Source organism: Helicobacter pylori, from assembly GCF_006440215.1.
GTDB lineage: Bacteria > Campylobacterota > Campylobacteria > Campylobacterales > Helicobacteraceae > Helicobacter > Helicobacter pylori_CS.
Genome location: NZ_VEZH01000006.1, coordinates 89,170 through 100,584, shown reverse-complemented (window position 1 = coordinate 100,584; position 11,415 = coordinate 89,170). Strand labels below are relative to the sequence as shown.

At 38.1% G+C, this 11,415-nt stretch carries 9 protein-coding genes and 2 pseudogenes; 7 read left to right on the top strand and 4 right to left on the bottom strand.

Annotation, left to right across the window (positions count from 1 at the left end; translation table 11 throughout):
• The 3 genes and pseudogenes from FIM44_RS04210 to ppsA form a co-directional block, all read right to left on the bottom strand.
• Positions 1–564, bottom strand: a 564-nt coding sequence (locus tag FIM44_RS04210; RefSeq protein ID WP_140579191.1) for a DUF874 family protein, incomplete at its 3' end; no start/stop codon positions are given.
• 340 nt (positions 565–904) lie between these two features.
• Positions 905–2,042: pseudogene (locus FIM44_RS04205) on the bottom strand (DUF874 family protein); the annotation flags it as partial.
• 155 nt (positions 2,043–2,197) lie between these two features.
• Positions 2,198–4,636 carry a pyruvate, water dikinase gene (gene ppsA / locus FIM44_RS04200; RefSeq protein ID WP_140579190.1) on the bottom strand — a complete coding sequence of 813 codons (2,439 nt, stop codon included), beginning with the start codon at positions 4,634–4,636 and terminating at the stop codon, positions 2,198–2,200.
• Positions 4,637–5,010: 374 nt separating this feature from the next.
• Between ppsA and thrS the strand changes: the two genes are divergently transcribed.
• The 6 genes from thrS (at position 5,011) to FIM44_RS04160 (ending at position 9,923) form a co-directional block, all read left to right on the top strand.
• Complete coding sequence (gene thrS, locus FIM44_RS04190; RefSeq protein WP_140579189.1) at positions 5,011–6,849, top strand: threonine--tRNA ligase; 1,839 nt, start codon at positions 5,011–5,013, stop codon at positions 6,847–6,849.
• Positions 6,846–7,457 carry a translation initiation factor IF-3 gene (gene infC, locus FIM44_RS04185; protein WP_000089213.1) on the top strand — a complete coding sequence of 204 codons (612 nt, stop codon included), beginning with the start codon at positions 6,846–6,848 and terminating at the stop codon, positions 7,455–7,457. Before thrS ends, infC begins: the two co-directional genes overlap by 4 nt.
• On the top strand, positions 7,438–7,632 hold the full coding sequence (rpmI, locus tag FIM44_RS04180; protein WP_001125542.1) for a 50S ribosomal protein L35: 195 nt from the start codon (positions 7,438–7,440) through the stop codon (positions 7,630–7,632). Before infC ends, rpmI begins: the two co-directional genes overlap by 20 nt.
• A 94-nt stretch (positions 7,633–7,726) precedes the next feature.
• Positions 7,727–8,077, top strand: coding sequence for a 50S ribosomal protein L20 (gene rplT, locus FIM44_RS04175; RefSeq protein ID WP_140579188.1), 351 nt, complete (start codon positions 7,727–7,729; stop codon positions 8,075–8,077).
• 199 nt (positions 8,078–8,276) lie between these two features.
• Entirely contained in the window at positions 8,277–9,137 is an 861-nt protein-coding gene (locus FIM44_RS04170; protein ID WP_000750185.1) for an outer membrane protein, read from the top strand.
• 354 nt (positions 9,138–9,491) lie between these two features.
• Positions 9,492–9,923, top strand: coding sequence for a DUF1104 domain-containing protein (locus FIM44_RS04160; protein WP_140579186.1), 432 nt, complete (start codon positions 9,492–9,494; stop codon positions 9,921–9,923).
• Positions 9,924–10,215: 292 nt separating this feature from the next.
• On the opposite strand, the pseudogene FIM44_RS08820 reads toward FIM44_RS04160, so the two are convergent.
• Positions 10,216–10,405: pseudogene (locus FIM44_RS08820) on the bottom strand (hypothetical protein).
• Here FIM44_RS08820 and FIM44_RS04150 point away from each other — a divergent pair.
• Positions 10,329–11,189, top strand: coding sequence for a hypothetical protein (locus FIM44_RS04150; RefSeq protein ID WP_140579185.1), 861 nt, complete (start codon positions 10,329–10,331; stop codon positions 11,187–11,189). The pseudogene FIM44_RS08820 and the gene FIM44_RS04150 overlap by 77 nt on opposite strands.
• Positions 11,190–11,415: the final 226 nt, after the last annotated feature.

Below are 11,415 nucleotides of genomic sequence, written 5' to 3'. Positions count from 1 at the left end.
CTGTTCTTTAACCAAATCTTTCTGTTCTTTAACCAAATCTTTCTGTTCTTTAACCAAATCTTTCTGTTCTTTAACCAAATCTTTCTGTTCTTTAACCAAATCTTTCTGTTCTTTAATGGTCTTTTGCTTTTCTTGTTCTACTTTTATTTGATTACTAGTCTCTATATTGCTTGTCTTTTGTTTTTCTTGTCCTAGTTCTATCCCACTCTTGTTCGCTCTATCCCTAGCGTTTTCTGCTTCCTTTTGAGTTTCAGCCACTTCTTTTTTGGATTGGTCATCAGCAAAACACACATTCATAAGCATGGTTGTTATCGTTGCTACACCTATTGCTGAATTAAACCATGAGTTAGGATGCGTTTTTAAATAATCATCCGCAGTCTTAACATTCCCGCATATCCAATCGCTTTTTTTAATTTGTTTTTTTATTGAATCTTTTATCGCTTCCCAAAAAGCAATCCCCATTACAGACACTCCCACATTCTTAAAAACTTTCTTTTCTTTTGCCGTTTTTACTAATTTCATCATCATTGTTGCAAGCATTACTAAAACTCTTATAACAGGCATTTAAATCCTTTCAAAAACAATTTCAGCCATCAAAATCTTATTATTGTAGTGTATATAGTCATATTCAATCGTTATTAAACGATTGGTTTGAAAAATTGTAAGGGTCAATCCAATCAGATTTTTCTAATCCATTTCAATAAAACTTGATACAAGTTTTCCTTGATACCCAAATTCACACCCTTTTAAATGGAGCAAGCTAATAAGCGATTTTTCTATGGCAAGAAACTGACTGATGTCTCCTAGAAGCTAAAAACGATTTTATGGTGTTTTCTTATGCCTACATCCTTTTACTATAACCATAACCCGCTTTTTCTGCTTTTTTCTCGGTATTAGCAACTACTTTGTATTTCTTTATTAATATCAGCAACGATGTTTTGAATGATTGAAAGGCTTTGAGAGGTTGAAAGGTGGGCTTGTGGATCTGATTTTAAATTCCTCATTTCAAGCATTTTAGCTTGAGCTTTAGAGCGTATTTTCAGGTTTTCGTTTTGCCATTCTTCTGTAACCTTAAAATCTCTAGGGTCTAGTTCTAAATAAGCGATAGAACTTGGTTTATAAAAATCCACTTGTTTAGCGATAGCTTTTTGCGAATAGGGCAGAGATTCTAATTCTTTTTGCAAATAAGCTATAAGCTCTTGCGTTTTTGATCCTCTTTGAGAGTGGGGTTGTTTAGAGTTTGGAAAGTGTTTTGGCTGGATAGGGGTTTGATTGGTTTTTGCAGGTTTAGGGGTTTTGCATTCAGCTTCTATTTCTATAGCAATACCGGTAGTAATACCGGTCTTAATTCTTGCTCTTTTAATAAATAATTGACCATGTTTTTCTTGGCAATTTTGTTCTGTTTCTTTAATGAAATCTTTCTGTTCTTTAATTAAATCTCTTTGTGTATTAATTGTCTTTTGTTTTTGCTGTTCTAACTCTATCTCACTCTTATTTGCTTTTTGTTTTTCTTGTTCTGTCTTTTGTCTTTCTTGTTCTGCTTTTATTTGACTATTAGCGAGTTCTATCCCACTCTTGTTTGTTTTCTGTCTTTCTTGTTCTAACTCTATCTCACTCTTATTTGTCTTTTGTCTTTCTTGTTCTGTCTTCTGTCTTTGCTGTTCTAACTCTATCCCACTCTTATTTGCCTCCTGTTTTTCTTGTTCTAACTCTATTTGTTTATCAATATCACCAACGCTACAAGCTGCTAATAATAAACTTGTCGCTATTGTTAATCCTGAATATTTCCACCAATTGATTTGATTTTCTTTTTCAGCTTGTTTGGATTTATCTTGGACTTTATCGTCTAATTCTTTTGCCCTCTTGCAAGCAGCATGGGTTAATACTACTAACGCCACATTGCTTTTCTTGGGGTGTTTTTTGAAAAGCTCTCTGACTTTCTTTACAATTTTTGTAAAAAACCCACCAATTGATCGGAGCGTATTTATAATGGCACTCGCTTGTTTAAAATGAGTCTCTTTATTTGCCTTTGTGTTAGCCATCTCTGTGTTTTTGCCAACTTTATTTGTTTTTCCTATTTTTACTGATTCCATTACCAACCTCTTTTCAAAAAACAATCCCACCCATCAAAATCTCTAAATTATATCATGGAAACTAATACGAAAAACCCACTCAAGTTAGATCAACCCCTTTATTATCAATGTGCAGTTAAGCCATGTTCTTTCAACTCTTTTTCTAACTTGGCTACAGCGTTCCAAGTGGGGATCACGCTATCGGGGTTTAAAGAAATGGAAGTGATGCCCTCTTTGACTAAAAACTCTGTTACTTCAGGGTAATCGCTTGGGGCTTGCCCGCAAATCCCGCAATATTTGTTGTGCCTTTTACAAGCTTCAATCGCTTTTTTAAACATTTTTAGCATCGCTTCATTCCTTTCATCAAAGACATGGCTGACCAATTCGCTGTCTCTATCCACGCCTAAAGTGAGCTGGGTTAAATCGTTTGATCCAATAGAAAAGCCATCAAACAAGCTTAAGAAATCATCAGCCAAAATGACATTCACCGGTAATTCGCACATGATATAAATTTCAAGCCCGTTTTTACCGGATTCTAAATTGTTTTTTCTTAAGATTTCTAGGACTTTTTTACTCTCTTCAATAGTTCGCAAAAAGGGGATCATCACTTTCATGTTCGTTAATCCCATTTCTTCCCTCACTAACGCTAAGGCTTCACACTCCCACGAAAACGCTTCATTATAGCTCTCTGAATAATACCGACTAGCCCCCCTATAGCCAAGCATGGGATTTTCTTCATTAGGCTCATAGCTAGAGCCGCCAAGCATGCGCATGTATTCATTGGATTTGAAATCGCTCGTTCTCACAATCACAGGTTTAGGGTAAAACGCCGCACTGATCATGCCAATGCCTTCAGCGATTTTTTTCACAAAAAAATCTTTAGGGTTAGCATAACCTGCCATGAGATTTTCAATTTCATTTTTTTCTTTCACGTTTTTTTTGTGGTGCAAATCCACTAAGGCTAAGGGGTGGGCTTTGATTTGATTTAAAATAATCATTTCCATTCTAGCTAACCCTACGCCGTGATTAGGAAGCTGAGAAAAGCTGAAAGCTTTTTCAGGGTTTCCAATATTGATATAAATTTTTGTTTGAGTTTCTTGCATGTTAGAAAGCTCCACCCTTTCAATTTCATGCTCATAAATGCCCGCATACACATAACCCTCTTCGCCCTCAGCGCAAGAAACCGTGATTTCCATGCCGGTATAAAGGCTATCAGTCGCCCCGCTCACCCCAACAATGGCTGGCACGCCAATTTCTCTAGCCACAATAGCGGCATGGCAAGTGCGCCCCCCACGATTAGTGATAACCGCGCTCGCTTTTTTCATGCAAGGCTCCCAATCTGGGTCGGTGTTATCCGTAACTAAAATTTCACCCTCTTTAAAAGAATTCATGTGCTCCAAATCATTGATGATACGCACTTTCCCTGAGCCAATTTTACTCCCAATCGCTCTGCCTTGTAAGATAATTTCTTTCTTTTCGTTAGGGTTTTTGAATTTGAATTTTTCAAAGACTTGACTTTCTTCTTTGGTTTTTTGGCTTTGAACGGTTTCTGGGCGCGCTTGAACGATAAAGATTTCCCCGCTCTCGCCATCTTTAGCCCATTCTATATCCATGGGGCGGTATTGTTTGGCTTCTTTAGAGTAATGTTTTTCAATTTCAATGGCGTATTTGGCTAAAATCAGCACATCCTCATCGCTCAATGAAAAGGATTGCCATTCTTTTTTGGTGGTTTTAATGTTTCTGGTGGGGTGTTCGCTACCCCTTGGGGCATAGACCATTTTTTGCGTTTTATTGCCGAGCTGGCGTTTGATAATGGGGCGTTTGTTTTGCTCTAAAGTGGGCTTAAACACATAAAATTCATCAGGGTTTATCGTGCCGCCCACCACATTTTCGCCTAACCCCCACGCTGAAGTGATAAACACCGCGTCTTTAAAACCGGTTTCGGTGTCAATAGAAAACATCACGCCCGCGCTGCCTTTATCCGCTCGCACCATTTTTTGCACCCCCACACTCAGCGCGACTTTTAAATGATCAAACCCACGACTCGCTCTATAGCTAATCGCTCTATCGGTAAAAAGCGACGCTAAACAGGATTTGATATAGTGGATCAATTCTGTTTTGCCCTTAATGTTTAAATAAGTGTCTTGCTGTCCGGCAAAAGAAGCGTCCGGCAAATCTTCTGCAGTAGCGGAACTCCTTACAGCCACATCGGCTTCTTTCATGTGGTATTGCTGGCTTAAGATTTCATAAGCTTGAAAAATCTCATCTCTTAAATCGCTAGGAAAAGGCGTGCCAAAAATAAGCTCTCTGATTTGTTTGGAGCGGATTTTTAACACATCAATTTCCGTGGCATCAACATTTTCTAAAAGCTCTATGATCTTTTGTTTAGCCCCCCCTTGCTCTAAAAGATACCAATACGCTTCGCTGGTGATCGCAAAGCCATCAGGCACTTTAATCCCAATTGGCACTAATTCTTGAAACATTTCACCAATGCTAGCGTTCTTGCCCCCAACCAGATTCACATTCTTATTGTTCAACTCTTTGAAAAACTTGATATATCGCACAAAACTCCCTTAAAATGATCATTAAGTCTCTTAAAACAAAAATATAATAATGATAGCATGATAGAGCTTTAGTTTTAGCCAGTTTGTATTCTAAGCTTTGTTAATAAGGGGTGTATTCTTTTTGGTTTATGATTTTATTGTATAATGGGCGGTTAGTTAGGTATTTTTGAATAGAAAGGGTGGTTTTGTATAGGCGGTTATTGTTGAATTTGTTTTGTATGGTATTTTTACAAGCGTGTTTAAAGCCTATGAGCGACCCTAAAGCTGAGAAAGTGGATTCGCAAGTGCAATGCGGGTTTGGCTCAAAGGATTGCTAAAAGCATTGAAAAAATATTGAAAAAGTATTCAAAGAAAGGAAACATAAGTTTTAAAGAATGAGTGCGGAACTGATTGCTGTTTATAAAGACGAGCAAATAATAGATTTAGAGAGCGCAAAAGTCTTAGGGCTGAGCGATGGGATTAAAGCGTTAAAAGGGACAGAGCCGATATATTTTGATGATTCGCCTTTGGCTTTGGAAGTGATCAGGCATTCATGCGCGCATTTGCTCGCACAAAGCTTGAAAGCCCTTTATCCGGACGCGAAATTTTTTGTAGGCCCTGTGGTAGAAGAGGGGTTTTATTACGATTTCAAGACCGCTTCAAAAATCAGCGAAGAGGATTTGCCTAAAATTGAAGCGAAAATGAAAGAATTTGCGAAGTCAAAGCTCGCTATCACTAAAGAGGTTTTAACCAGAGAGCAAGCCTTGGAGCGTTTTAAGGGCGATGAATTAAAACATGCGGTCATGAGTAAAATCAGTGGCGATAAATTTGGCGTGTATCAACAAGGCGAGTTTGAAGATTTGTGTAAGGGGCCGCACCTCCCAAACACCCGTTTTTTAAACCATTTCAAGCTCACTAAACTGGCTGGGGCTTATTTGGGCGGCGATGAAAACAATGAAATGCTCATTAGAATCTATGGCATTGCTTTTGCCACCAAAGAGGGCTTAAAAGACTATCTTTTCCAAATAGAAGAAGCGAAAAAACGAGATCACAGAAAGCTAGGCGTGGAGCTAGGGCTTTTCAGTTTTGATGATGAGATAGGGGCGGGCTTACCTTTATGGTTGCCTAAAGGGGCAAGACTCAGAAAGCGCATTGAAGATTTATTGAGTAAAGCGTTACTTTTAAGAGGCTATGAGCCGGTTAAAGGCCCTGAGATTTTAAAGAGCGATGTGTGGAAAATCAGCGGGCATTATGACAACTATAGAGAAAACATGTATTTCACCACGATCGATGAGCAAGAATACGGCATAAAGCCTATGAACTGCGTGGGGCATATTAAAGTCTATCAAAGCGCTTTGCACAGCTATAGGGATTTGCCTTTAAGGTTTTATGAATACGGTGTGGTGCATCGGCATGAAAAAAGCGGCGTGTTGCATGGGCTTTTAAGGGTTAGGGAATTTACCCAAGACGATGCACATATTTTTTGCTCTTTTGAACAGATCCAAAGCGAAGTGAGCGCGATTTTAGATTTTACGCATAAAATCATGCAAGCGTTTGGTTTTAGCTATGAAATGGAATTATCCACAAGGCCGGCTAAATCCATAGGCGGTGATAAAGTGTGGGAAAAGGCCACTGACGCTTTAAAAGAAGCCCTAAAAGAACACCGCATTGATTATAAGATTGATGAAGGGGGAGGGGCTTTCTATGGGCCTAAGATTGACATTAAAATCACTGACGCTTTAAAGCGTAAATGGCAGTGCGGCACGATTCAAGTGGATATGAATTTGCCTGAACGCTTCAAGCTCGCTTTCACTAATGAGCATAATCACGCTGAACAGCCGGTGATGATCCACAGAGCGATTTTAGGATCGTTTGAAAGGTTTATTGCGATTTTGAGCGAACATTTTGGGGGGAATTTCCCTTTCTTTGTCGCACCCACTCAAATCGCTCTCATTCCTATTAATAAAGAGCATCATGTTTTTGCTTTGAAATTAAAAGAGGAACTAAAAAAGCGCGATATTTTTGTAGAAGTGCTGGATAAAAACGACAGCTTGAATAAAAAGGTGTGCTTAGCCGAAAAGCAAAAAATCCCTATGATTTTAGTGTTAGGGAATGAAGAAGTGGAGAGCGAAATTTTATCCATTAGAGACAGAGAAAAACAAGCTCAATATAAAATACCCTTAAAGGAGTTTTTAAACATGGTTGAATCTAAGATGCAAGAGGTTAGTTTTTGAGTAGGAACGAAGTGTTGTTAAACGGAGACATTAATTTTAAAGAAGTGCGTTGCGTGGGCGATAATGGTGAAGTGTATGGGATTATTTCCTCCAAAGAAGCGCTCAATATCGCTCAAAATTTAGGTTTGGATTTGGTTTTGATTTCAGCGAGCGCGAAACCTCCCGTGTGTAAGGTGATGGATTATAATAAATTCCGCTACCAAAATGAAAAGAAAATCAAGGAAGCCAAGAAAAAGCAAAAGCAAATTGAAATCAAAGAGATCAAGCTTTCCACTCAAATCGCGCAAAACGATATTAACTACAAAGTCAAGCATGCGAGAGAATTTATTGAAGCCAATAAGCATGTCAAATTCAAAGTGGTTTTAAAGGGTAGGGAGAGTCAAAACTCAAAAGCCGGGCTTGATGTGCTTTTGAGAGTCCAAACCATGATGGAAGATTTAGCCAACCCTGAAAAAGAGCCAAAAACCGAGGGGCGTTTTGTTTCGTGGATGTTTGTGCCTAAGGCTAAAGAAGCCCCCAAAAACGAAAAGAAAACCAAAGAAAATAACCCGCCTTTTAATCGTATTAACCTTATGAAAGGAGAAAATCATGCCAAAAATGAAGACTAATCGCGGCGCGTCTAAGCGTTTCAAAGTTAAAAAAAACTTGATTAAGCGTGGCAGCGCTTTTAAAAGCCATATTTTGACTAAAAAAAGCCCTAAGCGTAAAGCCAATTTAAACGCACCAAAACATGTGCATCACACTAACGCGCATTCTGTCATGTCGTTGCTTTGCAGGGCTTAAGAATGCTGATTAGAAAGTGGAGTTAATCCCCTTATTTAAGGGAAAGTCGTTTTAAAAACGCACCTAAAAATATTTTAAAAAGAAAGGTAAAGAAATGAGAGTTAAAACAGGCGTTGTGCGCAGAAGACGCCATAAAAAAGTCTTAAAACTCGCTAGAGGGTTTTATAGTGGCAGAAGAAAGCATTTTAGAAAGGCTAAAGAACAGCTTGAAAGAAGCATGTATTACGCCTTTAGGGATCGCAAACAAAAGAAAAGAGAATTCAGGAGTTTGTGGGTGGTAAGGATCAATGCGGCTTGCAGAATGCACAACACAAGCTATTCGCGCTTCATGCATGCCTTGAAAGTGGCTAACATTGAATTAGACCGCAAGGTTTTAGCAGACATGGCGATGAATGACGTGCAAGCTTTTAAGAGCGTGTTAGAGAGCGTGAAAGAGCATCTTTAATCTCTATTGGCTGTTAGGTTTTAGTTTTAGCCTAAAAAAGGTGAGAGGATTTAGGACTTTTTACTAAAAAGTTCCTAAAATTGATTTTTGTTTCAATTTATTCTCATTCAATCGCTATATTTAATCAAAAAGAAAGCAATTTTATAGTAGAATGTAGCATTTAGAACTCAAGTAGAGAAAATGTAGAAGGAAGGAATACATGAAGAAATCTGTTATAGTAGGCGCTATCTCCCTAGCAATGACAAGCTTGTTGTCAGCAGAGACCCCTAAGCAAGAAAAAGCTATTAAGACTAGCCCTACCAAAAAAGGTGAAAGAAATGCTGCTTTTATAGGGATTGATTACCAGTTGGGTATGCTCAGCACTACCGCTCAAAATTGTTCCCATGGGAATTGTAATGGTAATCAAAGTGGGGCTTACGGCTCTAATACGCCTAACATGCCTACAGCGTCAAACCCAACAGGAGGCCTTACCCACGGTGCTCTAGGGACTCGTGGGTATAAAGGCTTAAGCAACCAGCAATACGCTATCAATGGTTTTGGGTTTGTTGTAGGGTATAAGCATTTTTTTAAGAAATCCCCGCAATTTGGAATGCGTTATTACGGGTTCTTTGATTTTGCAAGCTCTTATTATAAGTATTACACTTATAATGATTATGGCATGAGAGACGCTCGCAAGGGTTCTCAAAGTTTCATGTTTGGCTATGGGGCTGGCACAGATGTGTTGTTTAACCCGGCTATTTTCAATCGTGAGAATTTGCATTTTGGGTTTTTCTTGGGCGTTGCGATTGGTGGCACCTCTTGGGGTCCAACAAACTATTATTTTAAGGATTTAGCTGATGAATACAGAGGGAGTTTCCACCCATCAAATTTCCAGGTCTTAGTTAATGGTGGGATTCGCTTAGGCACTAAACACCAAGGTTTTGAAATTGGCTTGAAAATCCAAACTATCCGCAACAATTACTACACCGCTAGTGCGGATAATGTGCCTGAAGGGACTACTTATAGATTCACCTTCCACCGCCCCTATGCCTTTTATTGGCGTTACATTGTAAGCTTTTAAGGTGTTTTAGGGTTAATCTTATGGGGGCATAGAAAAGGGCTTTTGCTCTTTATGGTCTTTTATGATTTTCTTGTATCAAAGGCTTTAAAAAATCAATGTGGCTACTTGGCAAAAATTAAAGCACAATCCTTACAAGCAATTGAACTTACTAGCAACAGCACACAAACAAGTCTTTTGAAAAATCAAAAATGAATTAATTATTTTTGAAAATAATAATAGGGGATATAGGTTAGCTGTTTTAATGGAGCGCTGATCATAAGATCTAAAAATCAATTTGCTATTAAAACGCTATAAGTTATCTTTAATCAATCAAATGATAGAATTTGTCTTTTATTTTTGAATTGGGAGCATTTGATGAAAAAATTGGCGTTTTCTTTATTATTTACAGGGACTTTTTTGGGGCTTTTTTTGAATGCGAGTGATTTTAAGAGCATGGATGATAAGCAACTATTAGAGCAAGCAGGGAAAGTTGCTCCTAGCGAAGTTCCAGAGTTTCGCACAGAAATCAATAAGCGATTAGCAGTGATGAAAGAAGAAGAGCGTAAAAAATATAAAGCGGATTTTAAGAAAGCGATGGATAAAAATTTAGCTTCTTTAAGCCAAGAAGATCGCAACAAGCGTAAAAAAGAAATTCTTGAAGCGATTGCTAACAAAAAGAAAACAATGACCATGAAAGAATATCGTGAAGAGGGGCTGGATTTGCATGATTGTGCATGTGAAGGCCCTTTTCATGATCATGAGAAAAAAGGAAAAAAAGGGAAAAGACCAAGCCATCATGAGCATTAACGCTTAAGGTGCGCTAACTTTTTTTGATTTTTGTAAAACCACGCTGTAAATTTCTAGCTTTTGGCTGTGGGGATATAAGGCGTTTTTTGTTATAATTCTGTCATAGCGTTTGGGCGCTTAAAATAGAGGCTACCTGCTTGGTGGGTGGGCTTTGTTGATTCTAAAATCCTTTAGCTGTGAAGGGCATGTCAGTTTTTTAGAGTTAAAGTTTTTGGAGTGTTTGTATTTTTTGGATATTTATAGTATCATACCCAATAATAAAGACCCTTTGAAAGTCTGTATTTTAAGATGACTAAAACAGCTTGAATTCTAGGTGGTTTTTTATCAATAGAAGAAATTTTAAAAGAGAGCTTATGAAGAACGGTATCTATTTTTGTTGCGGTTATATAAATTAGGAGTTTTGGTGTGAAACGGATTTTATTTTTTTTGGTAGCTACGACTTTTTTGTTGAGAGCAGAAACGGATTCTGCCACTATTAACACTACAATTGATCCCAATGTTATGTTTTCTGAAAGCTCCACAGGGAATGTGAAAAAAGACCGTAAGAGGGTTTTAAAGAATATGGTTAATTTGGAAAAAGAGCGCGTGAAGAATTTTAACCAGTATTCTGAAACCAAGATGAGTAAGGGCGACTTATCCGCTTTTGGAGCTTTCTTTAAGGGGAGTTTGGAAAGTTGTGTGGATCAAAAGATTTGTTATTATGAGCATAGAAATGGCAAGGTTTCTTTTGTGGTGAATGACAGGGAGAAGTTTTATAAACATGTGCTTAAAGACTTAGGGACAGAGCTTTCACTCCCTTTGTTTAACTGGCTTTACAAAGGCTCGGATTTTGGGGCTTTGCATGAGCAGTTTGGGGATATGTATGATGGGTATATCAAATATTTGATCAGCATGGTTAGGATAAGCCAAAAAGAAAAGACTAAAAAACTGGATGCAGTCACTCTTAAGAGAATGGAAGATCAAGCTGAGAAAGACACTAAGGCAGCGTTTCAAAAGAGAGGCAGTGGGGAGATTCAAAACCATACTGATAGCCCTGAATTTATAAGCTCTTCTAAAAAAACACAGAACGCCTCTAATTCGGATCTAGAGCCTACGACTGACGCTAACACGCTCAAAGAAACAGCTTCAAAAGAGCCGGAGACTTCTTCAAAAAAAGAGAAAAAACCTAAGAAAAAACGCCGCCTTTCAAAGCAAGAAAAGCAGCAACAAGCCTTGCAACAAGAGTTTGAAAGGCAAATTAGCGACTCTAGTAAGTCTGAAAAATAGTAAAATATTTAGCTTACCTTTGAGTAGGGGGCTTTAAATAAGTTTCTTAAACACTCCTTTTTAGGCTTTATATTTGGGCTTTTAGCTCCCTATCACTCTATCCTAGTGTTTAAGGCTATCTTTTTAAAAACCACCGCTTTTTTTAAAATCTTTAGACTTTAAGCTTTTTGGTTTTTTGCGGTAAGCTTAAGGTTTTGTTACGCAAAAATCTTTGAAATATAGCGAT

Bases quoted from the DNA above. Each gene is read 5' to 3' on its own strand.
- rplT (WP_140579188.1), top strand. From the start codon at position 7,727: ATGAGAGTTAAAACAGGCGTTGTGCGCAGAAGACGCCATAAAAAAGTC.
- FIM44_RS04160 (WP_140579186.1), top strand. From the start codon at position 9,492: ATGAAAAAATTGGCGTTTTCTTTATTATTTACAGGGACTTTTTTGGGG.
- thrS (WP_140579189.1), top strand. From the start codon at position 5,011: ATGAGTGCGGAACTGATTGCTGTTTATAAAGACGAGCAAATAATAGAT.
- rpmI (WP_001125542.1), top strand. From the start codon at position 7,438: ATGCCAAAAATGAAGACTAATCGCGGCGCGTCTAAGCGTTTCAAAGTT.
- FIM44_RS04170 (WP_000750185.1), top strand. From the start codon at position 8,277: ATGAAGAAATCTGTTATAGTAGGCGCTATCTCCCTAGCAATGACAAGC.